Annotated in this window: 24 protein-coding genes; 18 read left to right on the top strand and 6 right to left on the bottom strand. The window is 50.8% G+C overall.

The features are described from left to right. The first annotated feature begins 228 nt into the window (after nucleotides 1–228). Nucleotides 229–669, top strand: a complete 441-nt coding sequence (locus HAV38_RS10230; protein ID WP_209216708.1) for a bifunctional ornithine acetyltransferase/N-acetylglutamate synthase — start codon at nucleotides 229–231, stop codon at nucleotides 667–669. Nucleotides 670–1,275: 606 nt separating this feature from the next. Here HAV38_RS10230 and moeA read toward each other — a convergent pair. The 4 genes from moeA to HAV38_RS10250 form a co-directional block, all read right to left on the bottom strand. Continuing rightward, on the bottom strand, nucleotides 1,276–2,634 hold the full coding sequence (moeA, locus tag HAV38_RS10235; RefSeq protein WP_168055030.1) for a molybdopterin molybdotransferase MoeA: 1,359 nt from the start codon (nucleotides 2,632–2,634) through the stop codon (nucleotides 1,276–1,278). Next, nucleotides 2,631–3,275, bottom strand: a complete 645-nt coding sequence (mobA, locus tag HAV38_RS10240; RefSeq protein ID WP_168055546.1) for a molybdenum cofactor guanylyltransferase MobA — start codon at nucleotides 3,273–3,275, stop codon at nucleotides 2,631–2,633. The genes moeA and mobA overlap by 4 nt, the downstream gene beginning before the upstream one ends. 102 nt (nucleotides 3,276–3,377) lie before the next feature. Then, a complete protein-coding gene (gene moaA, locus HAV38_RS10245) occupies nucleotides 3,378–4,484 on the bottom strand; it encodes a GTP 3',8-cyclase MoaA (protein WP_168055032.1) in 1,107 nt (368 codons plus the stop codon). Between the two features lie 500 nt (nucleotides 4,485–4,984). Beyond that, complete coding sequence (locus tag HAV38_RS10250; RefSeq protein ID WP_168055034.1) at nucleotides 4,985–8,248, bottom strand: Rne/Rng family ribonuclease; 3,264 nt, start codon at nucleotides 8,246–8,248, stop codon at nucleotides 4,985–4,987. 680 nt (nucleotides 8,249–8,928) lie between these two features. Between HAV38_RS10250 and HAV38_RS10255 the strand changes: the two genes are divergently transcribed. The 4 genes from HAV38_RS10255 to HAV38_RS10270 all read left to right on the top strand — a co-directional run bounded on the left by HAV38_RS10255 (nucleotide 8,929) and on the right by HAV38_RS10270 (nucleotide 12,208). Continuing rightward, nucleotides 8,929–10,014: an RluA family pseudouridine synthase gene (locus HAV38_RS10255; protein ID WP_375791659.1), complete on the top strand. Its 1,086-nt coding sequence runs from the start codon at nucleotides 8,929–8,931 to the stop codon at nucleotides 10,012–10,014. Between the two features lie 110 nt (nucleotides 10,015–10,124). Further along, nucleotides 10,125–10,784, top strand: a complete 660-nt coding sequence (locus HAV38_RS10260; protein WP_168055036.1) for an HAD-IIIA family hydrolase — start codon at nucleotides 10,125–10,127, stop codon at nucleotides 10,782–10,784. 38 nt (nucleotides 10,785–10,822) lie between these two features. Next, nucleotides 10,823–11,191, top strand: a complete 369-nt coding sequence (locus HAV38_RS10265; protein ID WP_168055038.1) for a Rieske (2Fe-2S) protein — start codon at nucleotides 10,823–10,825, stop codon at nucleotides 11,189–11,191. Between the two features lie 66 nt (nucleotides 11,192–11,257). Continuing rightward, a complete protein-coding gene (locus tag HAV38_RS10270; protein ID WP_168055040.1) occupies nucleotides 11,258–12,208 on the top strand; it encodes a S49 family peptidase in 951 nt (316 codons plus the stop codon). Nucleotides 12,209–12,826: 618 nt separating this feature from the next. Here the strand turns inward: HAV38_RS10270 and HAV38_RS10275 are convergent. Together HAV38_RS10275 and HAV38_RS10280 are read right to left on the bottom strand one after the other, a co-directional pair. Continuing rightward, a complete protein-coding gene (locus tag HAV38_RS10275) occupies nucleotides 12,827–13,579 on the bottom strand; it encodes an SAM-dependent methyltransferase (RefSeq protein ID WP_168055042.1) in 753 nt (250 codons plus the stop codon). Nucleotides 13,580–13,656: 77 nt separating this feature from the next. After that, the gene (locus tag HAV38_RS10280) at nucleotides 13,657–14,343 is read right to left on the bottom strand and encodes a Maf-like protein (protein ID WP_168055044.1); all 687 of its coding nucleotides are present in this window, start codon (nucleotides 14,341–14,343) and stop codon (nucleotides 13,657–13,659) included. Between the two features lie 122 nt (nucleotides 14,344–14,465). Between HAV38_RS10280 and HAV38_RS10285 the strand changes: the two genes are divergently transcribed. From HAV38_RS10285 to HAV38_RS10345, 13 genes are all read left to right on the top strand, one after another. Further along, nucleotides 14,466–14,960 (top strand): YceD family protein, encoded by a 495-nt coding sequence (locus HAV38_RS10285; RefSeq protein ID WP_168055046.1) that lies wholly within the window; start codon nucleotides 14,466–14,468, stop codon nucleotides 14,958–14,960. 219 nt (nucleotides 14,961–15,179) lie between these two features. Further along, nucleotides 15,180–15,362 carry a 50S ribosomal protein L32 gene (gene rpmF / locus HAV38_RS10290; protein ID WP_014006864.1) on the top strand — a complete coding sequence of 61 codons (183 nt, stop codon included), beginning with the start codon at nucleotides 15,180–15,182 and terminating at the stop codon, nucleotides 15,360–15,362. A gap of 308 nt (nucleotides 15,363–15,670) precedes the next feature. Beyond that, nucleotides 15,671–16,798, top strand: a complete 1,128-nt coding sequence (plsX, locus tag HAV38_RS10295) for a phosphate acyltransferase PlsX (protein WP_168055048.1) — start codon at nucleotides 15,671–15,673, stop codon at nucleotides 16,796–16,798. Next, nucleotides 16,795–17,781, top strand: a complete 987-nt coding sequence (locus HAV38_RS10300; RefSeq protein WP_168055050.1) for a beta-ketoacyl-ACP synthase III — start codon at nucleotides 16,795–16,797, stop codon at nucleotides 17,779–17,781. Before plsX ends, HAV38_RS10300 begins: the two co-directional genes overlap by 4 nt. A 193-nt stretch (nucleotides 17,782–17,974) precedes the next feature. Beyond that, the gene (fabD, locus tag HAV38_RS10305; protein ID WP_168055052.1) at nucleotides 17,975–18,907 is read left to right on the top strand and encodes an ACP S-malonyltransferase; all 933 of its coding nucleotides are present in this window, start codon (nucleotides 17,975–17,977) and stop codon (nucleotides 18,905–18,907) included. Nucleotides 18,908–18,976: 69 nt separating this feature from the next. Then, nucleotides 18,977–19,741, top strand: coding sequence for a 3-oxoacyl-ACP reductase FabG (gene fabG, locus HAV38_RS10310; RefSeq protein WP_168055054.1), 765 nt, complete (start codon nucleotides 18,977–18,979; stop codon nucleotides 19,739–19,741). A 326-nt stretch (nucleotides 19,742–20,067) separates the two neighbouring features. After that, on the top strand, nucleotides 20,068–20,310 hold the full coding sequence (gene acpP / locus HAV38_RS10315; protein ID WP_168055056.1) for an acyl carrier protein: 243 nt from the start codon (nucleotides 20,068–20,070) through the stop codon (nucleotides 20,308–20,310). 30 nt (nucleotides 20,311–20,340) lie between these two features. Beyond that, nucleotides 20,341–21,582, top strand: a complete 1,242-nt coding sequence (gene fabF / locus HAV38_RS10320) for a beta-ketoacyl-ACP synthase II (protein WP_168055058.1) — start codon at nucleotides 20,341–20,343, stop codon at nucleotides 21,580–21,582. 52 nt (nucleotides 21,583–21,634) lie between these two features. Then, entirely contained in the window at nucleotides 21,635–22,174 is a 540-nt protein-coding gene (locus HAV38_RS10325; protein ID WP_168055060.1) for a hypothetical protein, read from the top strand. Between the two features lie 73 nt (nucleotides 22,175–22,247). Further along, nucleotides 22,248–22,868: an RNA polymerase sigma factor RpoE gene (gene rpoE, locus HAV38_RS10330; protein WP_168055062.1), complete on the top strand. Its 621-nt coding sequence runs from the start codon at nucleotides 22,248–22,250 to the stop codon at nucleotides 22,866–22,868. Nucleotides 22,869–22,927: 59 nt separating this feature from the next. After that, nucleotides 22,928–23,566, top strand: a complete 639-nt coding sequence (locus tag HAV38_RS10335) for a sigma-E factor negative regulatory protein (RefSeq protein WP_168055064.1) — start codon at nucleotides 22,928–22,930, stop codon at nucleotides 23,564–23,566. A 1-nt stretch (nucleotide 23,567) separates the two neighbouring features. Continuing rightward, nucleotides 23,568–24,584, top strand: coding sequence for a MucB/RseB C-terminal domain-containing protein (locus HAV38_RS10340; protein WP_168055066.1), 1,017 nt, complete (start codon nucleotides 23,568–23,570; stop codon nucleotides 24,582–24,584). A 20-nt stretch (nucleotides 24,585–24,604) separates the two neighbouring features. Beyond that, nucleotides 24,605–26,098: a DegQ family serine endoprotease gene (locus HAV38_RS10345; protein WP_375791663.1), complete on the top strand. Its 1,494-nt coding sequence runs from the start codon at nucleotides 24,605–24,607 to the stop codon at nucleotides 26,096–26,098. Nucleotides 26,099–26,307 lie beyond the last annotated feature (209 nt).

A 26,307-nucleotide genomic window follows, 5' to 3' on the forward strand; every position in this document is an offset into this window, starting at 1 on the left:
AAGTGGATCGTACCATTTCAGTTGCGGCCAGAAGTCCCACCCGACTCGCGACCAGATTGAGCCAGTAAGGTGAAGTGATAACGGTCTTGAACTGTCAGCCGTAGTAAAGTTGATAAAAAACGAAGTAAAGTGCTAACAAGTTGACGCTCTGTCGCTTTCGAAAACTCACTTCTTTTTTCAAACATAGAGTTACGGCAGTTGCGACGTAATTATGTAAAATAGTTGATAGTGCATTTTTATTTTTATTTTTATTTCTATTTTGATAAGTTTGTATGCGCTCTAGGAGGGATGCGCAAGCACCATGGATTTCGCTCTAAAACCTCCACGTTGAGCAAATCGACGCACAAAAGCCATTCGCGCCACGACGCTTCCAGCGCCTCTTCAAATTCAGATAAATTAGTTTTCTCATACTCGGTGTTTGTCAAAGGAGTTGGTAAGTGGGAAGAGGATTTAGACATTACGCCAGAACGTACCCAGATTTTTTTCGGAGAAACCGAAGCTTATCCCCAACAAGCGGGTGAAGAACAATTGGAGCAGGTGAGAAACTACTTGAAAGGTAATGAGATTATTATCTCTATTAAACTGAATATTGGCTCGGGCGCTTTTACCGCTTATGGTTGCGACCTCTCAGAAGAATATATCAGGATTAATGCAGATTACACGACGTGAGTAATCAATATTTTGAAACGAACCAATGAAAAAACATTGCATCTCACAGCTCTTACTTGATCTGTGAGGTTTTTAATATCCCAGCAAACCAACTGTCAATATATCGACAAACATCCAGAGCAATATTTACTTGCCTTCATAACGTCAGAAACCACAGAGTGGCTAAGCCCATTGTCCCTGAACCAACCGATAAATACGTCATGATCGCGGCCGCTAACTTCGTCAATTGCATCGCCTTTGTGCCGATGCGTCGTTGAGGTCACAGCGATGGCGCATCGCGATCAATGTCGAGCACTGGGTTGATGGATCGTAAGCGATGTCCCTCCACCCCGACACCTTCTAGCATCGCAGAAAGTGCCTGGTTACACCATACAAGCGAAGCGAGTTGGTATTTCTACCCGAATAATAGTCGAAATAATTGGGGACCCAACCAACGGGAGAGCAGCGCCTCTGCGGTCGCCTTTTTTGGTTACTTATTTTGCGGGGGCGCCTAGTCAGGCAAAAAAAGTGACTGGCTGTCAAGCCACTCCCGGCCAGCAACCACGGTGCGCAAACCGTCTCAGTTATCGAACAATCGAACAATCGAACTACAAAACTAGCTATCGTTCAAATCAACCCCTCAAATAAAATCACCTCCACCAAATCCCCCAAACCCACATCCCCCTTATCATGCCCCAAAACAATCATACAATTAGCCTCAGTCATTGACCGCAAAATTCCAGAACCCTGCGCCCCAGTAGGCCGCACCGACCACTCCCCATCAACATCCCGCGCCAAAATTCCCCTCTGATATTCAGTACGTCCCGGCCTTTTCCGAATAGCGCAGGCAGAAGCAACCGGCATCAACGGTAGCGGCACCGATTGCGCGCCCATCATATACAGCAACGCCTCGCGTGCAAAAAAATAAAACGACACCATTACCGCCACCGGATTACCCGGAAGGCCAAAAAACACTGCCGGCTTATTAGCACTGTTAATCGTACCAAATGCCAGCGGACGACCCGGTCGCATGCCGAGTTTCCAGAACGCGACCTCGCCCAACTTCGCCATCATTTGGCGGGTATGATCCGCGTCCCCCACCGAGACACCACCCGAAGTGATAATCGCATCGGCGTTGTCGGCCGCGCTTTTAAACGCCACTTCCAGCGCCGCTGGATCGTCGGCGACGACGCCCATGTCGATGACGTCGCACCCAAGCCGTTGCAGCATCCCATAGAGCGTGTAGCGATTGGAGTCATATACGCAACCGGGATCAAGCACTTCACCGACCGAGCGTAACTCGTCACCGGTGGAAAAAAAAGCGACGCGCAAACGCCGTTGCACGGGCACCTCGGCGATGCCTAATGACGCCAGCAAGCCAAGGTCAGCAGGGCGCAGAATCCGCCCTTTTCGGAGTGCGGCAGCGCCTGCCTGCAGATCCTCACCCGCCAGACGCCGGTTGGCTCCCGCTTTTACCGTGCCCGCAGGGATGGTGATGCAAAGCCGAGCCGCCTGCAACGGGTCCGAGGCGGCGCAGGCAGATACGCTGACGAACTCTTGCGGCACTACGGTATCAAGACCTTCAGGCATTAACGCGCCCGTCATAATTCGGATTGTCTGGCCTGGTGCAACGGCGTCCTCAAACGCGCGTCCGGCATGCGATGTACCGATAATCGTGAGTACGGTGTCGCTCAAATTGCCATCGTCCGGGCGCAAGCTATCGCTATGAAACGCATAACCATCCATCGCTGAATTGTCATAGGCAGGCACGTTGATTGGCGAAATAATATCGGCTGCCAATATGCGCTCAAGAGCACTGCGAATGGCAACTTTTTCTATCGCATTAATCGGCGTAATGCAGCGACGGATAATTGCTTGCGCGTGGCTCACCGGCAGCGCTTCGGAATCGTAATCGGAAACGCAACTGATTGCTGCACTCAGCGCTGATGGAGATGGCGCCGCTGGCGTATTGGATGGATTGTTCATTGGTGATTACCTGCTTCACGTAAATCGTCGGGCGTATTAATATTGCGAAATGGCATTTCGTCGTTGAAAAGTACTTCGACGTAATTTAAGCGCTGGTACCAGGTTTCGATTTTGCGCCCACCTTCGTCTAAATATGTCGTTAGATCGTCTACTAAATTGGTATTCAATAGCATAAACACGGGCTGAGCCTGCATTCCATGATTATTTTTAGCATCAGGTTCCAAGCGCCGATGAGTCCCAACACCGGTAGCAACCTTGGTAGCAACTATCGCGATATCTGCGTTAGCGCTCTCCAATGCCTCGGATAAGGTAGTGATCAAATTAGTGGGCAGAAAAGGTGAGTCGCAAGGAACCGTCGCCAGATACGATGTGTGGCAGTGTTGCAGACCAGCCAATAAGCCGGCCAATGGGCCTGCAAAGTCGTCGTTTGCGTCGGGCCACACCGGTACGCCGAGTGCCGCGTAAGCGTCAAGATTACGATTGGCATTAATGAGCAGGCACCCGACTTGCGGCGCCAGCGTCGCCATGACGCGCGCGACCATGGATCGGTTATTTATGCGTTGCAAACCTTTGTCCACACCGCCCATACGGCTGCCGCGTCCACCCGCGAGTATCAAACCAGTGATGAGATTGCGTTGCATAGTCGGTGACGGCGAGGGGGCCGCTAGTTGTGGTGAGGGCGATAGGGCAAGGTTGATAAAGCGACGCTCTAAAGGGAGGCCGCTCGGATGGAGCATCAGGAATTATCCCCCGATATAAGACATTTCTACTTTTTTTCTCGCTGGGGTCAAGCCATCGGTATTCAGCGTTCTGAGTTCTGAGTAGCGGTCATCTCGCACACGCCACAGTTGCCCGAGCACGGTGGAAATTTCGGCATCACTGCCGACGCCACGCAATAAGGCGCGTAAATCGTGCCCTTCACTAGCAAATAGACAAGTGTACAACTTACCTTCGGTAGAGAGGCGAGCGCGGCTACAATCGCTGCAGAACGCTTGGGTTACACTAGAAATCAGGCCGGCCTCGCCGCCGTCCTCATAATGCCATCGCTGTGCCGTTTCGCCGGTATAGTTGGCGGGTAAGGGCGTCATCGGGAATATACTCTGGATGCGTTGAACGACTTCTGCTGACGGCACAACCTCGTCCATTTTCCAGCCGTTCGATGCGCCGACGTCCATGTATTCGATGAACCGCAGAATGAATGGAGACGACTTGAAATAGCGCGCCATCGGAATAATTTCCTGATCATTGACGCCGCGCTTGACGACCATGTTGACCTTAATCGGCCCTAGTCCTACCTGATGCGCGACATCTAATCCGTGCAATACATCCGCCACAGGGAAGTCGGCGTCGTTCATATGTTTGAATACTACTTCGTCCAGCGCATCAAGTGAAACGGTGACGCGGTTCAATCCCGCGTCCTTCAGCGATTGCGCTTTTTTGGATAATAGCGAGCCGTTGGTAGTGAGCGTCAGATCAATATCCTGTCCATCTGGTGTCCTCAATCGTTTGAGTTGCTCAATCAACCTCTCAATATTTTTGCGCAGAAGAGGTTCGCCGCCGGTCAGGCGAATTTTTTTTACACCATGTGCGATAAAAAGTTTTGCTAACCGCGTAATTTCTTCGAAAGACAGTAACGCTGTATGCGGCAAAAATGCATAGTTTTTATCAAAGACTTCTCGTGGCATGCAATACACGCAACGGAAATTGCAACGATCGGTGACGGAGATCCGCAAGTCATGCAGCGGCCTCCCCGCTGCGTCCATGATCAGGCCGGTTGGCGTCTCAAGCTGGGTTGGGAGGACAGGTGCGAGCAGACGGTGATCAATTAATGGGATGACTTTTTTAGTCATATTGTCTATCTGGGGTTATCTTAAATATTTTACGAATAAGGAACGGGCGTATTGTTATTGCCGGTGGATGCTGCGTCGGTACTACTTTACTCACCGCAGTACGGTCTCAAATATCATGATTGTTATTTTCACACAAATTTTATTGTCTTTGGTGCAGCTTTTATGTCCCTGTCCTACCTGCGCTACCTGTACTGCGAATCGGACAGTTTGCTTTATCTCCCGCTGTGGGCAGATTAGCGCACTAAATTAATAGCCTGGATTAACAGATTACGCAGATTTCGCAGTCAACTTGATCAAATGTCACTAACGTATTACAGACGATACCACGGGTGTCAATTATTAGCTGCCGGAGTGGAAATTTGGACGTTAAAAAAGGGAGTTGAATACACTCCCTTTTTACCTCAAAACACAGACTTAGCTAAAGTGTATGGAAGCGGTCGTTTATGCGACGACCGCTATCCCGTTATTTAACTTTTCTACCTGACTTGCAGGTCAGCAAGTTATTGCCGATTTAGCTCAGTTTCGATCTGAACCAATGGTTCTTCAACCAACTTTGGTCTTGGCTTGCGTTCACGAGGAGCGCGGGGTGCGACCACAATCCTTGCTGCTGCCTCTTGCGCTGCGCGTAGTTTGGCTGGATCGGTTCCTGCTAAGGTTAAGCCAGCAGACTCTAATGCTGTTTCCAGATCGTGGACTGAAGATGCGAAGGACGGAGCGACTAACGTCGTCGACTCTGATACCGGAGCCGATGCCGAAATAACTGCAAGCGCACCTTGCACCGCCTCAACTTCTGTCACAACGACTTCAGTAGCGGCAACAAGGGCTGAATGTTCTGCCACAGGAGCGGGAATTTCAGTTGTCGGCGTTGCAGGAGCATCCAGCGCAACCGGCGAAGCGTTGATTTGTGTCTGCGCAACTTCGGCAACCGCGCTAACCTCCCCAACCTCAACAGCATTTACCAGTGCGGAACTTTCAGTAATCACCTTGAGTGGTGCAATGGCGACCTCAGAAACTGGCGCTGGTACTATGTCTGCCCTGACTGCGTGAGCTGATACAGCCGGTGAGGCTGACGCACTGGCAACTTCAGTAGCGCCAACTACGTGTTGAGGAGCATCCGGTGCTGCGATAGCTGCCGCCAACGCTGATGGTGCGTTTGATAGTTCTGATACCGCGGGTGTCGCAGGTGTCGCAGGTGTCGATTCATGTACCTCTGCCGCTACATGAGGAACCGAAGGTGGCAGCGCAGAACTGACGACTTCGGTCGTTGGTGGTGCAGCTATTTCCGCTACCTGGGCCAACGCAGGAGCAAAAGAGAAGACCGCCTCATTAGCGATAGTTGTGCGAGTTACCGCAGGCATAACTGCATGGCGGGCAGGAGCGTTTTCTGCATCGTCTGCAGTATCCGCGCCGGTCTCAAGGAAGTTTTCACTACCTTCTGCACCAGTCTCAGTGTCGTCACGGTCACGACGGTTGCGGTTACGACCGCCACGACGGCGGCGGCGGCGGGGCTCTTCGCCATCAACCGCATCGCCTTCGGCACGGACAGCGCCCGCATCCAGCGTGTCTGCGTCATTGATTTTCTCTGAGGTAACTGCCGCGACTGCTATAGTTGCTTCCGTAACCGGCGCGGTCAAGAGAATTTCTTCTTTTTTCGGTTCGCCTGTGACTTCTTTGCGCTCTTCGCGTGGTGGACGTGGCGTCCGCTCGCCTCGTTGCCGACCTTCGCTTGGCTCACGTGATTCACGTGGCTCGCGTTGTTCACGCGCTTCACGTGGCTCGCGTACCTCTTTAGGCTCACGCGGTGGGCGTGGTTGGCGTTGCGTTTTGGCTTCCGGAGCGGCAGTCGTTACGGTCTCCGCCATGACAGGCTTTTTGGCGTTGTTAGCGCTTTCTTCGCGTGCTTCAACCGGCGCGGCTTCCTCATCACGATCACGATTACGACCACCGCGATTGCGACCGCGCTGGCCACGACCATTACGATCGGTGCCGCGTTCGCGCGATGGCTTTGCTACCGTGGCTACCGGTGCGAGAGCAATTTCAGTCGATTCTGGCTTTTTAAAGAAGAACCCCATGATTTTGGCAAGCAAACCTTCACTGGCTGCTGCCACTGGGACAATAATTGGTGCAATCACAATTGGCTTGCGCTCAACGATAGGTGCAGTGTCAGGTGTAATGCCCTTAACAACGGCTTCCTGACGTGGTTTGCCTTCTTCTTTTTGGCGCTTGCTGTAACCGATGTCGGTATCGGCTTGCTCTGCCATCGCGTAGCTGGCTTGACTTTCTTCCAGGCGTGGATCGTCATGTTTCAAACGCTCCAGCTTGTAGTGCGGGGTTTCCAGATGCTTGTTCGGAATCAGGATGACGGCAACACGATGGCGGGTTTCAATCTTGAGTATCTCACCACGTTTTTCGTTTAGCAGGAAACCTGCAACATCCACCGGAGCCTGAACGTGAATCGCAGCGGAATTTTCTTTCATCGCTTCTTCCTGAATAATACGCAGGACTTGCAACGCAGATGATTCGATATCGCGGATGTGACCGGTGCCATTACAGCGTGGGCAGGTTACATGGCTGCCTTCGGATAATGACGGACGCAGACGCTGACGCGACAACTCCATCAAACCAAAACGTGAAATCTTGCCCATTTGTACACGCGCGCGATCATAGCGCAGTGCATCTTTCAGGCGTGTTTCAACTTCGCGCTGATTTTTCGAGTTCTCCATGTCAATGAAGTCGATAACAATAAGACCACCCAGATCGCGCAAGCGCAATTGGCGGGCAACTTCTTCGGCGGCTTCGCAATTGGTATTGAATGCGGTGGTTTCGATATCGCTGCCGCGGGTTGCACGGGCCGAGTTGACATCGACTGATACGAGCGCTTCGGTATGATCGATGACGATCGCGCCGCCAGATGGCAACGGAACCGTGCGCGAATACGCGGTTTCGATCTGATGTTCGATCTGAAAGCGCGAGAATAGTGGCACATCGTCATGATAACGCTTGACCCGATGGACCATGTCCGGCATCACGTGCGCCATAAATTGCTGCGCTTGCTCGTGTATTTCATCGGTGTCGATCAGGATCTCGCCGATATCCGGTTGGAAATAATCGCGAATTGCGCGGATGACTAACGAAGACTCCTGATAAATCAGGAACGCGCCGTTGCCTTGCGTGCCAGCACCTTCAATAGCGCGCCACAACTGCATCAGGTAATTCAAGTCCCATTGCAGTTCATCAACATTGCGGCCGATACCGGCGGTACGGGCAATGACTGACATGCCTGACGGCAGGTCCAGCTTGTCCATCGTTTCGCGCAGTTCCTGACGATCTTCACCTTCGACGCGACGGGATACACCACCACCGCGCGGATTGTTAGGCATCAGGACCAGATAGCGACCAGCCAGCGACACGAAAGACGTCAGCGCGGCGCCTTTATTGCCGCGTTCTTCCTTTTCGACCTGGACCATGATTTCCTGGCCTTCGCGCAATGCTTCTTTAATAGAGGCGCTGCGGACATCGACGCCTTCTTTAAAGTAGGTGCGGGCGACTTCTTTAAACGGCAAGAAGCCGTGGCGTTCTTCTCCGTAATTGACGAAGCAGGCTTCGAGCGACGGTTCGATACGGGTAATCACACCTTTGTAAATATTGGACTTGCGTTGTTCGCGTCCGGTGGTTTCGATATCGATGTCGATGAGCTTTTGCCCGTCAACAATCGCTACGCGCAATTCTTCTTGCTGCGTAGCATTAAACAACATGCGTTTCATTTTTTCACTCCTGACCCTGGGGCCATTTTTAGTGCCGCTCAATGTTGCAATTAAGCAATCATATCCACGGCGGAATACAGGGATGTACGCAAGGAAGGAGTGTTCAGGGGGAGGGAATTGCCTTGGTGTGTCAGTGCAACGATGGCGCTGAGGGCACAACGGGGCGCGAATGTAGTGATGCCGCTTGCTGAGCGGTTCCACCGCACACCGGGCCAGAGTCATACTTAGCGCAACTACGCATTAAGAGCATAAGGTCTGGGGGCGAGCGGCCTGGCGGGTTAATGAAAACCATTCGTTCAGCAAAAACTGGCGTTACGTTCACTACATCTACTAATGAGCTCGATACTAACGTCTCAAAATTTCTGAAACGTGCATCACTCTCATCAGACTTATCCTATTCATCCAAACATACTGTCCAACATCCGTGCGCGCTATCCGATGACAACAACGGTGCGACCTTGACTCGCGCAGGGGTGATGCGTACACATTTTTCCATCAAATTTGCAAATTGGCGAGGCTGGTGGAGACGCCCCTGTGTAGAATGGTCTTTTTATTCTTACACCAACAGCGGTTTGTCACTGCTGTGAAACAATTATATATTCAAAATGAAGGACTTAGCGAGATTTTCTGGCGTAAGGGCTGAGGGCCGTCGTGATGGACGGACTCAGAGCAAGGCAGTAGTGCGGACCCCAGCCGTTACTAAATATAAAACTGGCCCTCAAAGCAAGCGCATTGAGGCCGTCAAACCTATCCGGACTCCTAAAGTAATTGAGGTGGCACCGCCGCCGGAAGTGGCTCCTCAGGTGCTGCAGGTGCAATTGATAACGATTTCGGACGAAGAGGCCGGACAGCGGATCGATAATTTCCTTTTACGTATTTGTAAGGGAGTGCCCAAAAGTCATATTTATCGCGTGCTACGTTCCGGCGAGGTGCGTGTCAACAAAGGCCGTATTGATCAGTTATATCGTTTGATCGAGGGGGACATCGTGCGGGTGCCGCCGATCCGGATCGCCGAGAGAGCCGAAAAAACAGCACCGGGCGCGGAATTTAAAATATTGCTCGAAGATAATCAAATGCTTGTCATCGATAAGCCTGCCGGCGTTGCCGTGCACGGCGGTTCCGGTGTCAGCTATGGTGTCATTGAGCAACTAAGAGCTTCGCGTCCAGATGCCAAGTTTTTGGAATTGGTGCATCGACTGGACCGCGACACTTCGGGCGTTCTATTGTTAGCCAAGAAACGTTCTGCGTTAACAAATTTGCACGAGCAAATGCGCGACGGCGATACCGACAAGCGTTATCTGGTACTGGTGCATGGCGACTGGAAAAACGCCCGTCAACACGTAAAGTTGCCTTTGCATAAATATACGGCAGCAGACGGCGAGCGTCGCGTGCGAGTTCAGGAGGGTGGGCAGGCGTCGCATACGATATTCAGCTTGATTCGTCGATACGGTGATTTTGCGTTGCTGGAGGCCGAGCTGAAAACCGGGCGAACGCATCAGATTCGGGTGCATTTGGCTGCGAGTGGTTTTGCCATAGCGGGCGACGATAAATATGGTGATTTTTCGTTAAACCGCGCGTTGCAGAAAGCCGATGGCGAGCGGGTCGCTTTTAAACGTATGTTTTTACATGCCTATCAGATCACGTTCGCACACCCGGAAACGGGCAAAGCCGTCACGTTAAAAGCACCTTTGCCGCCAGAATGTGAGCGTTTTCTCAAAAGCTTGCCGCAAACGAGCGCGGCAGCAGAATTAGCGCAAGACGATTAAAATGGTAGTCTTGGGCGTGACGAGCGCGATTAGCAATCCTCAACATCAAGATCGTCCTCGACATCATTGTCAAAGAAATACTAAGGAGCTGGCAACATACTGTCAGAAATATGGCGCGAAAAAGATTCGATTTAATTGTATTTGACTGGGACGGTACGCTGATGGACAGCACCGGAACGATCGTAAAATGTATTCAATCCGCAGCAAAAGATCTTGGTTTGGTGATTCCTGATCGAAAGGCTGCTTCGCATGTAATTGGCTTGGGATTATCCGAGGCGATAAGGATGGCAATGCCGGGATTGGATGAGCATCTATACCCGCGACTGGTAGAACGTTACCGCTATCATTATCTGGCGCAGGACCAGGATTTGATCTTATTCGATGGGGTGCCAGAAATGTTGGCAGATTTGTCGCAGCAGGGTTATTTTTTAGCGGTGGCGACCGGTAAAAGTCGGGTCGGCCTAAATCGGGCGTTACATGGCACTAATTTGTTATCGCTGTTCGATGCTACCCGTTGCGCTGACGAGACTTTCTCCAAGCCACATCCGGCCATGCTACAGGAATTGACGCGCGAGTTGGGTCAGGATATGAAGCGCACAGTCATGATCGGCGACACCACGCACGATTTGCAAATGGCGATTAACGCTGGCGCGGCCTCGATTGCGGTGGATTATGGCGCACATCCGGTGAACGAGCTGACCCCATTGGAGCCGATCTTTACCGCGAGCGCGGCAATACAACTGCATGCGTGGCTTAATGATAATGCCTGACGATTGTGCGACATCACTGCAATTCTAAGTTTGCCAATATGTCATCTACCTTGATACCTGTGTGCGCTTCCTCCGATCTTATTGAGCGGGGGATGGGAGTGCGCTTTCCGGTCAAAGTCAAAGGTGTAGCGATGACCGCTTTTGTGGTGCGCTATGAGGAGAAGGTGCACGGCTATTTGAATCGTTGCGCGCATGTTCCAATTGAACTGGACTGGAATGAAGGCGATTTTTTTGAGTCTGGTGGTTTATTGTTAATGTGCGCGACGCACGGCGCGGTCTATACGCCGGATCAGGGCAAATGCGTTGGCGGACCCTGCCGTGGCGCGAGTTTACGTAAGCTCGCGGTGGAAGAAATTGAGAATCAGGTATTCTGGCGGCCTGACGACTATGCCAATGCTCCAGACTAATTACCCCGGTAAACTACCGGATTACGTGAATACGTACTAACAATTTGTAAAAGCGATATCGAGAATATGGAAACTCCGAAAAAAGAAGGTTGGGAACGAGATTTGCTGGAAAAGTTGGCGACTGCATCGTTGCGAGAGCAGCGGGCACGCCGCCGTTGGGGAATTTTCTTTAAGTTGGCGACCTTCTGCTTGATCGGTTTTGGTTTTTGGTACGCGGCGCATTATGAAAGCGCCGACACACCAACGGTGGGACGTCATACAGCGTTGGTCAAGTTAAACGGTACCATCGACTCAGACGGCAACGGCTCCGCGGATGTCCTGATCCCAGCCCTGGATAACGCGTTTGCTGCGACGGACTCTGTCGCCGTGATATTGCGGATTAATAGCCCGGGCGGCAGTCCGGTCCAGGCGGGGATTATCAATGATGAGATCGTTCGCCTGCGCAAAGAATATCCGAAGAAGCCGTTGTATGTGGTCGTAGACGAAATGTGCGCTTCAGGCGGTTATTACATCGCCGCGGCAGCCGATAAAATTTATGTCAACAAGGCTAGCATCGTCGGCTCGATAGGCGTATTAATGGACGGTTTTGGCTTTACAGGTTTAATGGAAAAATTAGGTGTTGAGCGACGGTTACTAACCGCTGGCGAAAATAAAGGCTTCCTTGATCCATTTAGTCCGATGAGCGAAGCGCAAAAAGGTTTTGCCAAAGTCATGCTGGCCGATATTCATCAACAATTTATTGATGTCGTACGTAAGGGTCGCGGCGCGCGTTTAAAAGAAACGCCGGAGACGTTCTCAGGTTTATTCTGGATCGGCAGCAAAGCCATTGATATGGGCCTGGCAGACGGTTACGGAACAGTCGAAAGCGTCTCTCGCGATATCGTAAAAGCGGAAGATGTGGTTGATTACACTAAGAGCGAAGGCTTGCCAGAGCGCGTTCTCAAGAAGTTTGGCGTGGCAGTTGGCGCTGGAGTAGTTGGGTCGATGATGAGTAGTCAGAAGCCATCATTACGATAACCTCATGTGAATTTTTCGAAGCGTTTTTCGATGACCAGGTTGATATTATATAAATAATTACTCAAATAATCAGGCAGAGAAAGACGGCTTATAAATAAGTTGTCTTGCACTTTCATGATCATGGCGTATAGTGAAGATACGTTAAGAATAATTATTTGAGGAGGCGAATATAGAAACCACACTATCGGTAGCCATTCAACAGTAATTTGACGGTACTAAAATTGAATACTCTAGAGCGATACACCCCTTGCACTAGAATGACGATTGAACGCCGAACCCACACTGCATTTTAGATGCGGCCCCGAAAAGTTTTCGACTTTTCAAGAATATGTCTTTCGAGACACGCAATATCGGCGACAGCGCAATACTGTCGCCGTTTTGCATTTTGGGGCGCTTTTATTTTTTTAGTTCAATCCGCTACATAGCGCTGCCTACCAGATTCATAACTGCACTGAAAACAGTTTGCAGGTTCCTGACAATGTCTTTACACAGCTTTAGAAAATGCGGCGGCTATAAACGCTGCTATGAGTTGGCTGATAATGTGATTTAAAATATTTTGGACGATCGCTCGGATTCGTCGCGCGATTGATAGCGCGGATTGATAGTTCGAAGGTACGATTATTCTGCAAGTATCAAAAACACCGTTGGCTTTTTATGAAAGTCGGGACCTTTGTTTGAGTTCAGTGCAGCCTTCCAGCGGGCAGCCGTCTGCGTTTTTATGGTCTCGGTCGGCAATGTAAGATCCGTCGAAACGCAAATGAGTGTGTTCGGTTGGCAGTGCGCGCTGAGCGCCTCCAGCATGGCGCCGTTGCGGTAAGGTGTTTCTATAAAAAGCTGCGTTTGTTTCTCTTGTCGGGAGCGCAGTTCCAGCGCTTTAATGCGCTTGATTCGCTGTTCAGCATCGATGGGTAAATAGCCATTGAAAGCAAAACTCTGCCCGTTCAAACCGCTACTCATCACGGCTAGCAATAATGACGACGGGCCGACGAGTGGCCGCACCCTAATGCCGTTCTCATGCGCCAGGCGGACCAGATTTGCCCCCGGGTCCGCCACTGCGGGAACGCCCGCTTCAGAAACCAGACCTCCATCCTCACCGGCCAGCAGGGGTGCCAATAATGCGGGCAGGGACGTGATCGGCGTATTGACATTCAGTTCGGCGATATTAATTGTTTGCAGCGCTTGCGTGAGGGGATGCGAGGCGTTTATTAACTTTAAAAATGCACGCGCCGTTTTCGCATTTTCTGCGACGAAGTAGCCGAGTTTCGCCGTAATGGCCTGAACTTCCATCGGGATAACCGACGCCAGCGGGTCGACATTATCGGCGTCGCTCTGTCCAAGGGTATTGGGAATTAAATACAGGATACCTGCCATGCTAGCCTTTGTTTATTAAGTGTATGTTTGAATGGGCGTCGAATGATTTCAAATGGAATTACATTATTACGCTGAACCTACGTGTGGAAAAAACCGACCCCGGCACGGCGGAGCATGCCGGTAAGCGCTATGAGCGGTAATCCGGTCAGCGCAGTAGGATCGGTGCTTTCGATTTTTTCGAGGATAGCAATGCCGAGTCCCTCATTTTTGGCGCTTCCGGCGCAATCGTAAGGCTGCTCCAGACGCAGGTAAGCGTCTAACTCAGCGTCCGGTAAGTCTCGAAAAGTGACAAAGGTTTGTATGTTTTCAAGTTGAACGGTTGGGGCTGCCAAAGGTGAGCGAGCGTCCAGTAGGCATAGTGCAGAGTGAAAAACCACGCGCCGACCGCGCATTTTCTGTAATTGCAGCAAGGCATTGCGGTGGTTGCCCGGTTTTCCGATCTGCGCGCCGTCGAGTGTGGCGACCTGATCCGATGCGATAATCAGGGCACCTGGCGCAATCAATGCCACCGCAACCGCTTTTTCTTGCGCTAATCGCAGGGCGGTCGCTTCGGGTGCTTCGCCCGTAAATGCAGTTTCGTCGATATTTGGCACAATGACATCAAACGGGAGTCGCAAACGGGTTAATAATTCCTTACGATAGATGGAGCTGGAACCAAGAACCAGGCGGGGAGTCAGTACGGGGGAGGGTGTCAAGGCGGGTTCGGTATAGGAAAATGATGACTGTATGATCGGTGAAGGTGGAAACGATTGCAAAGAGGTCATGGGACGAAAATTGCGAAAATTAACGCTTTTTTGTGTGATTGCCCAACAAAAGCGCGCTAACACTTTGACTGATAAAGGGAAAGGCTGTTATTATCGCAGGTTTTCAGGGTTCGGCTTGGCCTATGAGTGCTTTTGTTATCGACGCGTTTGAGTTTTCCCGCCTGAAAGAACGTCGTGAAGGTGCGATGCCTGTAACAGACCTGACGCGACTGGCAGAAGAGTTGGCCGACCCCTCGGGTACGCTAAGTTGGGTGTTGATTGGTGGTGCAAACCACGTTGCTCACCCGCAATTGACATTGACCGTCTCCGGCACGCTGCAAATTATTTGTCAACGCTGTATGACCCCATTTGCTTTTGATGTCGACTCAGAGTCGACGTTAATTTTGGCAAAAGACGAGGCAAGCGCAGACGAAATTGACGCTTTGCTGGATGATGATCAGGTGGATGTCATTATCGGATCTAAAGCACTGGATATTATTCAGTTGGTGGAGGATGAGGCATTGCTGGCTATGCCGCTGTCGCCTAAACATACCGAATGTCCGGACACTTCTGCCCTCGAAGCCTTAAAGCGCGGAAAAAAAGAGTCGCCTTTTGCGATGTTAAAGAATTTAAAGTAGTTTAGTTGTATTAAGTTGTGGTTCCAGATTGCGGTAACGTTGTTGCGCTTAGTGTCACAGTTGTGATGTTGCGTAGTACCGAACGTGACGAAGTGGGGCATTAAGTGTAGCAATGAGTAAGAGTAAGGGAGTCCGCGCCCGAACGCGGCAGGAATTTCTGGATTTCCTATAGTAAGTCCAGTTATGTTAAAATTTTAGATCTTAGATTCAGGAGTTATCATGGCTGTTCAGCAAAATAAAAAGACCCCATCCAAGCGTGGCATGCACCGCGCTCACGATTTTTTAGTAGCACCTCCACTGGCAATCGAGCCAACTACAGGTGAGACACATCTGCGTCACCATATCAGCCCAAATGGCTTTTATCGTGGCCGTAAAGTTTTGAAGACTAAGAACGACGAGTAATTCTCGTTGTTTTGAGTATAAAAGCGGCATCATTGGGGTTCTCAGTGGTGCCGCTTTTCTTTTTGTAATTAGAAATTGTGAGAGGCGGTTTCGAGGAGACTGTCGGATTAAAGGGGGGCGAAGCGAAAAATGATCTGGACGAGGGCAGCTTTTGTCAGGTTCGACGGCGCAAAAGCTGGCTATTGGTAAAGAAGCCGGTAAAATTTGGACCGTCCAGATCATTTTGCAGTCGATTACCCTTAAGTCCGACAGTTTCCTTGCCAAATCTGCCCCATAATGTCGGATGGAAATGGCAATGAATCAAAATAATGACAATTAAAATCTCTATCGATTGCATGGGTGGTGATCATGGCCCGTCGGTTACGGTGCCTGCCGCCATTGCGTTTGCCAATCGCGAACCGGAGTGTGAATTAGTACTGGTCGGTTTGGAGGAGCAAATTCGGGCCGAACTTAAAAAGTATAAAGCCCAGTCGCACTCGCGCCTATCGGTTGTGCACGCAGAAGAAGTGATAACGATGGATGACTCTGTCGAAACCGCGTTGCGCCGCAAAAAGAAATCTTCCATGCGTATCGCGCTGGAACTAATCAAAGAAGAAAAGGTACGCGCGTGCGTGTCCGCCGGTAACACCGGCGCGCTAATGGCGGTTTCGCGTTATTTGCTCAAGACTATTCCGGGCGTTGATCGCCCGGCGATCTGTACGATCCTGCCTAATCAAAAAGATGGACCTACGTATATGCTCGACCTCGGCGCCAATGTCGACTGCGAGCCGCAACATTTACACCAATTTGCATTGATGGGCTCAGCGCTGGTCTCCGCGATGGAAGGCAAGTCCAAGCCCACGGTCGGATTGCTGAATGTCGGCGAAGAAGATATCAAAGGCAACGAAATGGTCAAGCAAACCGCAGCGTTATTGCGTGCCGATCATGAAAAAGGTCTTATTAATTTTTACGGGAATGTCGAAGGCAATGATATTTTTGAAGGAACGACCGATATCGTCGTTTGTGACGGATTTGTCGGTAACGTAACTTTGAAGGCTTCCGAGGGTCTTGGGCGGTTGGTTAAAAGTGTGCTGACGACAGAATTTAAAAGCAGTATCCTTAACATGCTCGGAGCCTTAATTGCCCGCAGCGCGATTAAGGCAATTTCACGCCGCCTCAACCCATCGCGCTACAATGGCGCAAGCTTATTGGGTTTACGTGGACTGGTGTTCAAAAGCCACGGTAGTGCGGATGCATATGGTTATGAATGGGCAATCCAGCGTGCGTTCGATGCCGCCAAGTATGATGTGCTATCGCGCATTACGACGACCATTGCCGCGTTAATGCCGCCGCCGGAACCAATCCCCACCAGGCTGGAAGGCACCGCAAGTCCGACAGGTCCAGGTCTCAATATTGATTCATCCCAAATTGCGTCACCCCAACAGAAAACAGCATGACTATTTATAGCAAAATCGTGGGCACTGGCAGTTATCTGCCACCAAAACGTGTGACGAACCAGGACCTCGCAATCCAACTCGGCAGCAAGGGTATAGAGACTTCCGACGAGTGGATATTTTCGCGTAGCGGTATCTCCGCGCGTCATTACGCCGAGCCGGATGTGCAGTCCAGCGATCTTGCCGTTGCAGCCTCAAAACATGCATTGGAAATGGCGGGCATGCAGCCCAACGACATTGACCTGATTATCGTGGCTACGTCGACCCCCGATTATCTGGGCGGCTTTCCTAGCACTGCATGCGTGGTCCAGGAAAAGCTGGGTATTACCACAGGCGGCGCGGCGTTTGACGTTCAGGCAGTATGCAGTGGCTTTGTTTATGGCGTGTCGATCGCGGATGCGTTTATTAAAGCAGGCACGCACAAAAATGTGCTGGTTATCGGTACTGAAGTGTTTTCGCGGATACTGAATTTTGAAGATCGGACGACTTGTGTGTTGTTTGGTGATGGCGCGGGCGCTGTTGTTATGACCGCCTCGGAACAACCGGGCGTTCTGGCGACCAAGCTCCACGCTGATGGTCGTTACAAGCATATCCTGTGCGTTCCCGGTAGTCTCACTGGCGGCGCAGTTGATGGCAGCGCTTTCTTGTACATGGACGGACCTGCAGTGTTTAAGCTGGCGGTGTCGGTGCTTGAAAAAGTAGCGACTGAAGCATTGGCTATTGCAGGCGTTTCTGCGGCAGAAGTCGACTGGCTGATTCCGCATCAAGCTAACATCCGCATTATGCAAAGTACTGCCCGCAAACTCGGCTTGCCGCCAGAGCGGATGGTTGTAACAGTTGATCAGCATGGGAACACCTCGGCCGCATCGATCCCGTTGGCCTTGGATAAATCGGTGCGTGACGGTCGCGTTAAGCCTGGTCAGACTATATTGATGGAAGCCGTCGGCGGTGGCTTTTCATGGGGTGCTATCGTGGCACGGATGTAACCCGGATATAACGCGAATGTAATGTGGATAAAAATCGAATATGATCAGCGCAATCCTGAAGATGTGATATGGGCTGCGGATTGCAGCGGCGAATACTGCCAGGTGCGACCGATAGAACTAGCTGATCCATCTGACGTTTTATCTGATTGTGCTTCCGTACACGCAATTAATTTATTAATTTTTACTAGAACGTATGATTAAATTTGCTTTTGTTTTTCCCGGTCAAGGCTCGCAAGCGGTCGGTATGTTAAGTGGCTTTGCCGACAATTCGATTGTGCGTGACACCGTCAACGAAGCTTCAGAAGCGTTGCAGTTTAATCTTGGCAAGTTGATCGCCGAAGGGCCAAAGGAAGATCTTGACCTCACCACCAACACACAGCCGGTGATGCTTACGGCCGCTGTGGCGTTTTACCGTGCGTGGATTGCCGCCGGAGGCAAAGCGCCGCCTCTGGTGGCCGGACATAGCCTAGGTGAATATTCGGCGCTGGTCGCCGCTGGTGTGATTAGTTTTAAAGACGCGGTGCCATTGGTTCGCTTTCGCGCTATGGCGATGCAGGAAGCCGTGCCGGTCGGACAGGGCGGTATGGCAGCGATTCTCGGTTTGTCGGATGACGATGTACGCGCAATCTGCATTGAGGCTGCGCAGGGCGAAGTCGTCGAGGCAGTAAACTTTAATGCGCCTGCGCAGGTAGTCATTGCGGGTCACAAGGCGGCGGTAGAGCGTGCTTGCGAGGGGGCGAAGGCAAAAGGTGCTAAACGTGCCTTGTCATTACCCGTTTCGGCACCATTTCATTCATCATTGCTGGTGCCCGCATCGAATCGATTGCGCGAGTACATGCAAGACTTGATTTTTTCTGCGCCACAGATCACCTTGATTAATAACGTCGACGTTGCATGTCCGGTCGATGCAGCGTCAATTAAAGACGCCTTGGTGCGGCAAGCGGCAAGTCCTGTGCGCTGGGTGGAAACGATTCAAAAAATGCACGCTCAGGGAATAACTCAAATCGTTGAGTGTGGGCCGGGCAAGGTTCTGGCTGGCCTGACAAAGCGAATTAACCCGGAGATGACAGGGGAATCCATTTTTGATCAAGCCTCTATGGAAAAAGTGCTGGCTTTACTTAATTAAGGCGCAATAATTGTTCGAATGAATATAGAATTCGTATCTAAATAAGCGTCATACACATTCATGATTAATATGCAAAACTCGGATACAAAAAATTTACAAGGTCAGGTAGCGCTTGTTACAGGTGCCTCGCGTGGTATTGGACGCGCCATCGCCATTGAGTTAGCGCGCCGTGGCGCGACGGTAGTAGGTACGGCGACTTCGGAAGCGGGTGCAACGGCTATTACCGCGTATCTGAACAGCGACGAACTTGGCGGTGGTAAGGGCGTTGTCTTGAATGTTAATGATGCACCTGCGTGTGCAGCTGTCGTCGATATGGTGCAAAAAGAATTCGGCTCGCTGGCGATCCTGGTGAACAATGCAGGCATTACGCATGATCAGCTGGCCATGCGGATGAAGGACGAAGAGTGGGATGCTGTCATTCTCACAAATCTGACCGCAGTGGCTCGTTTATCGCGCGCAGTATTGCGCGGAATGATGAAGGCCAAGCATGGTCGCATCATTAATATTACATCGGTGGTGGGATCGACCGGAAATCCTGGCCAAATGAATTACGCAGCGGCTAAAGCCGGCGTGACTGGGATGAGCCGTGCGTTAGCCCGTGAAATTGGCAGTCGCAATATTACCGTTAACTGCGTAGCACCCGGTTTCATCGATACCGATATGACCAAAGCGCTGAGTGAGCAGCAAACGGCAGGATTGTTGCAGCAAATTCCGTTGGGTCGTCTCGGCGCGGCAGAAGATATTGCTGCGGCGGTGAGTTTTCTTGCATCAGCCCAGGCTGGCTACATTACAGGCACCACCCTGCATGTTAATGGCGGCATGTATTGTAATTAATGCCTAATTAACGCCTAATTTTTGCGAAATTGATGCACAACGATGGCGTTATTGAGGCGCAATGTATGCAATAAAGACCGCCTGGGGTAAAAAACGGATTCGTCTGTCCTGGATTTAGCGCAATGTAGACATATTCGAGGGAATGGCTAGGATTCATGCAAGAGATTTTAGCCACGCACTGATCTGTTAAGTTACCAAGTAGTAAATTTAAGACCTTTTGGCAGTAGTTGGTTATTTCTTAACCGCCGATACTAAAAGTAAATTTTATGTGCGCATATCTGCTAAAATGCGCGCACTTTATGTAACCTAATAACTGGAGGCATCACATGTCTGATATCGAACAACGTGTAAAGAAAATCGTCGCTGAACAATTGGGCGTCGCAGAAGCTGACATCAAACTGGAATCGTCGTTTGTAGATGATTTAGGCGCGGATTCACTTGATACCGTAGAATTGGTCATGGCATTAGAAGACGAGTTCGAAATGGAAATCCCTGACGAACAAGCCGAAAAAATTACTACTGTGCAACAGGCTATTGACTATGCCAAGGCGTATGTCAAAGCGACATAAGCCAGTTTTGAACGCATCCAGGAGAATCGTTTGAGTCGCTCACGTGAACGTCGTGTTGTGATAACTGGCCTGGGTTGCATTTCACCGGTCGGCAATACTATTGCCGACGCATGGGATGCAGTCACGACAGGTAAATCAGGTATTGCAACCATTACCAAGTTTGATGCCTCTGCTTTTTCTACGCATTTTGCGGGAGAAGTTAAGGGCTTTAATGTTGAGGACTATATGCCCGCTAAAGATGCGCGGCATATGGACACCTTTATCCACTATGGGATGGCAGCAGGTATTCAGGCGATGCAGGACAGTGGCCTGGAAGTCACTGAAGAAAACGCCGAGCGTATCGGCGTCATCATTGGTTCTGGCATCGGTGGGCTCCCGCTGATTGAGGACACCCATGCAGAGTTGACCAATCGGGGCCCGCGCCGCATTAGTCCTTTCTTCATTCCGGCGTCAATTATTAATATGATTTCCGGTAATCTGTCGATCAAATATGGTCTTAAGGGACCCAATCTGGCGATAGTCACTGCCTGTACTACCGGATTGCACTGCATCGGACAAGCTGGACGGATGATTCAGTACGGCGACGCCGATGTGATGATTGCTGGCGGTTCAGAGGCCAGTATTTCCCCACTTGGGCTGGGTGGCTTTGCGTCAGCAAGAGCGCTCTCGTCACGTAATGATGATCCTTCGACTGCCTCCCGTCCGTGGGATAGGGATCGCGACGGCTTCGTTTTAGGTGAGGGCGCAGGCGTGTTGGTACTTGAAGAACGCGAGCATGCAATTGCCCGTGGTGCTACGATTTATGCGGAACTGCTCGGTTTTGGGATGAGTGGCGACGCGTATCACATCACCGCGCCTAATCTGGATGGCCCACGTCGGTGTGTGGCCTCAGCCCTGCGCGACGCGGGTGTCAACGGTGATCAGGTCCAGTATCTGAATGCGCATGGCACGTCGACCCCTTTAGGTGACCAAAATGAAACGAATGCCATTAAAGCTGCGTTTGGTGATCATGCTTATAAGTTAGTGGTTAACTCGACCAAGTCGATGACCGGTCATTTATTAGGTGGTGCTGGCGGTCTGGAATCGGTATTTACGGTTTTGGCTTTGCATAATCAGGTCTCTCCGCCGACTATCAATATTTTTAATCAGGATCCTGAGTGCGATCTTGATTTCTGCGCCAATACAGCGCGGGACATGAAGATTGATATAGCGGTAAAAAACTCGTTCGGCTTCGGTGGCACCAACGGTACGTTAGTTTTTGGTAAAGCTTAAGCAGCGCCATAATGTCTCAATCGGACGTCTGACGACGTTTGATTGAGGATTAATGCATAATCCCCCGCTCGGCGTCCCGCCATATCACCCTAAAATGTCGATTGCAATGTCGGCTCTGGTTCTTCCGTCCAAAATTTTATTTGCTATGGTTTCCGTGTTGTCTTTGAACGGAGCACTCATTAGTATTTTTGTCAGTTTTGGAGGAATCGGTCGCCTTGACACTGTAATTGGCTTTGCGCTCGGAATGACTGGATTGCTGGCGAGCGTAGCAGGATGGCTGTGTTATATAAAATCCAGACAGACAGTGCATATTTTTGTAACTGGCGAAGGCCAATTCAAGATTGGTGAAATTTTGCCGTACACCAACGTGGCTAATCGCGTTCCGCAGCCGGTTGTGGTGCAATTATCGCGCGGGTCCACGCTTTGGACTGATTTACTGTTATTGCGCTTTCAGCATATCGATGGGCGGATCAAGTCTGTGGTTATACTACCTGATTGTGCTTCCAAACAGGTGTTCGGAGCGTTGTCCGTAGCGTGTCGCTGGTCAGCCAGTCGCGGTCATGCAAACGGTCAAAAAGAAAGTAAGATATGAGCAGCCACCGGGTTGAACTTATTGAATTGCACTGGGTCCATGCTTCGGTCATGCGCGCATGTTGCAAAAGTAAATGCAAAAGGAACGGCGATTGACGACAGAACGCGAAATTGATCAACTGCTTGTTGAACGCGTGCAACGTGGCGACAAAAAGGCGTTCGAGCTACTGGTAATTAAATACCAACGCAAGCTGATGCGTCTTGTGTCGCGCCTCGTACGCGATCAGGCAGAAGCCGAGGATGTTGTGCAAGAAGCGTTTATTAAAGCTTATCGTGCACTTCCTCAGTTTAGGGGTGACTCGGCGTTTTATACTTGGTTATATAGAATCGGTATCAACACCGCCAAGAACTATTTGGTGACGCAGGGACGTCGGGCGCCGACCTCAACGGAATCAAATTCTGAAGATGCAGAAACTTTTGACGACGGAGAGCAACTAAGAGATATAAACACTCCTGAATCGTTGTTAGCGACCAAACAAATTGCTCAGACGGTGAATGTTGCGATGGAAGCATTGCCCGAGGAACTGCGGACAGCGATCACCTTGCGCGAAATCGAAGGATTGAGTTATGACGAAATTGCTGAAGCCATGGGCTGCCCGATAGGGACAGTACGCAGCAGAATATTTAGAGCAAGAGAAGCTATCGCAGAAAAGTTGCGACCGTTGTTGGGTACAGCGATCGACAAACGTTGGTAAAAAGCGAATTAGCGGTTTTCGGGAACGAAGGGGTTGGCCAGGTTTTAACTAGGTGACTTATGAATACCAAAGAATTACACCAAGAGCAAATTTCTGCCTTGGCTGATGGTGAGTTATCCAGTGCTTTTATGGATATGGCATTGGTATCGTTACGTCAAAACGAAAGTCGTACTACATGGGATGTCTATCACCAGATCGGTGATATTCTGCGCTCGGACGACATGGCGATTACATTAAGCCCGGACTTTACTTCGCGCATGTTTGACCGCCTTAACGCCGAGCCTCCGATGATTGTGGCACCAATGCCGGGTGCGCCGGTTGTAGAGGAGCACATTGTTAATGCTGGCTTTGCTGCAACCGGCACCCGCTCGTTAAGGCGTTTTGCTCTGCCGGGTATGGCGGCCGCGGCCGCGGTGGCGGCGGTAGCTTTTATAACCATTCCGCACATGATGAATGACAATAGTCAATCCCTTACACCTGCGATGCTTTCTGCAGTGCAAATGACACTGGCCCCCTCATCGAATATTAATGTCGGCTTTGGAACTCAAACGGTTGCCGTAGCCTTAGCTGATAACGAAGTTTTACGTGATCCGCGTATTGATGAATATCTCTCTGCACACCAGCGGTTTTCCCCATCGCTTTATAACACTACGCAATACGCTCGCTCAGCTACCTTTGCCCTTGATGCTAATAATTAATATGCGGCAGACTAAGGTTTTGTTCCGGTTCCTCGTTGTGGTGTCGGCGTTTCTGGCTCTTTCCGCGCAAGCGGAAGGATTAGCCGTAGAAAAGGTGGAAGGCAACCGTGAGGCGCAGACTCTTTTAAAAAGGATTCAGTCCGCAGCGCAAAAGCTTAATTATTCTGGTACTTTTGTCTATCAACAGGCAAACCAGATGCGTACCTCCCGTATCACGCACTTGTTGGAGGGACATAATGAAATTGAAAAATTGGAGGTGCTGGATGGAAAGCAACGTGAGTACATCAGGCATAACGAAGACGTCACCTGCTTCATTCCGGAAACAAAAACATTACTGGTAGAAAAACGGGTCACGCAAGATGTATTCCCCGCTATTTTGGCCTCCATTCCAAGCGATCTGACCGCGTACTACAATGTAAAACTGGGTGAGGTCGGGCGCGTTGCAGGACACGATTGTCAGGCGGTACTGCTGGAACCAAAAGATAAGATGCGTTACGGCTATAAGCTGTGGGCAGAAAAAAAATCCGGGTTACTACTGCGCGCCCAGACTCTTAACACCCAAAACGAGATTGTTGAGCAAATCTCATTTACTGAAATTACCATCGGGAATATTTCAGCGGGACGCATCAAATCCAGCTTCGGCAATACGAGTAGCTGGCATGTAGAGCATACTGCGATGAGTCCGGCAAATCTCAATGAGTGGTCGGTCTCTGGAATGCCACCGGGGTTCAAGAAGATTCGTGAATTAAAGCGTATAGTATCTGATGCGCTGGCGCCAAATGCGGGCGGTCCGCCTAATCGTCGCGAAGTGTCGCAAATCGTTTTCTCTGATGGATTAGCCGCCATTTCCGTCTTCATTGAACCCGGTACCCTAAGTCGGACAGAGGGGGCGATGCAGCAAGGTGCTTTAAATATTGTTGGAAAACGTCAAGGTGATTTTTGGCTTACGATTGTCGGCGAAGTGCCTGCCGTAGCAATCCGCCAGGTTGCCAATTCTATCGAACTTAAAAATAAATGAGACGCATATACCTTATGAAAATGCTCCGCACCGCTCGTCACGTTTTATCTGCACTTGTATTCAGTGCTACCGCGTCGCTTGTCGTTCCCGTCATATTTAATGTGATGCCTGCGGCGGTCGCTGCATCGGTGGCGGGACTGCCTGATTTTACTGAAATCGTGGAAAAAGCCGGTCCTGCTGTCGTCAATATTCGGACTACCCAGTTAGCCAAAGCGGAGGTCGCGGTGGGCCAGCCGAACGACGAAGAGATGCAAGAGTTTTTGCGACGCTTCTTTGGCGTGCCTCAAAATGGCGCTAAGCCGCCAGCGCTAGTGCCCAAGGGAGCAAAGCCAGGCGGCAAGACGCAACCTGAAGAAGTGCCGCGTGGCGTAGGGTCGGGTTTTATTATTTCTGCTGACGGTTACATTATGACGAATGCCCACGTCGTTGATGGCGCCAGCGAAGTGTATGTAAAGCTCACCGACAAGCGTGAATTCAAAGCAAAGGTAATTGGTGCGGATAGCCGTACTGATGTGGCTTTGCTAAAAATCGAAGGCACAAATTTACCACGCCTGACGATGGGTGACTCAGACAAAATCAAGGCTGGCGAATGGGTCCTGGCAATTGGGTCTCCCTTTGATCTTGAGAATACCGTCACCTCCGGCATTATTTCTGCGAAAGCACGAGACACGGGCGACTACCTGCCGCTCATTCAAACCGACGTGGCGGTAAACCCAGGTAACTCCGGCGGGCCGTTAATCAATATGCGCGGGGAGGTTGTCGGCATCAACTCTCAAATTTATAGCCGCTCAGGTGGATTTATGGGGATTTCTTTCGCTGTGCCTATCGACGAGGCGATGCGGGTGTCCGAGCAGCTCAAAGCAACCGGCCGGGTAACGCGGGGTCGTATCGGTGTACAAATTGGCGAGGTCACCAAAGACGTGGCTGAGTCGTTGGGATTGCCGAAAGCGCAGGGAGCGCAAGTCGAACGTGTCGAGGCCGATGGCCCAGCCGCTAAGGCTGGAGTGCAAGCAGGGGATATCATCCTTAAATTTAATGGCGCGGTCATCGAGAAGGCAAACGATCTCCCACGCATAGTCGGTAACATTAAGCCGGGAACGCGCGGCGTCCTGACCGTTTGGCGCAAAGGTGCCAGTCGCGATATTTCGATGACGATCACTGAAATGAAGGCGGATAAGCCTGAAAAAGCGGACGAGGTTCCTAATAGCAGCGCAGAGCCTGCCAAGGCAGCCCCGGTCGCGAACGCGTTGGGTCTCGTTGTCAGCGACTTGCCTGCAGATAAAAAGAAAGAAGTGCAAGGGAATTCTGGTGTGCTGGTGGCATCGGTTGAAGGCAGCGCTGCGCGGGCCGGGTTACAAGTGGGCGATGTCATTCAACAGTTGAACAATACTGACGTGAAGGACGCCAAGCAATTCAATGCAATGGTTGCAAAACTGGACTCAAAGAAAATGGCTGCCATATTGGTCCGTCGCGGCGAGTCCTCGCAGTTTGTCACTTTACGTCCAAGTAATTAATTAGGTGACGTTGCCGGCACCTTGCAAATAAACCGAGGGTAGCCAAGGGGGATCGGCAGTGACCGGTAAAGGACTTGAACAGGCGGAAAGCCAGGTAGTCAAGCAGAGAGAACATGGGGCATTAAGTTAGGTTTTAATGCCATATCCTTGGCAAAATCTGTTGTCATGAAAGCTGCAGGCCTCCTGGTTTGCAGCTTTTTACTTTGTAT

The sequence above is a fragment of the Glaciimonas immobilis genome (genome assembly GCF_011947285.1).
GTDB lineage: Bacteria > Pseudomonadota > Gammaproteobacteria > Burkholderiales > Burkholderiaceae_D > Glaciimonas > Glaciimonas immobilis.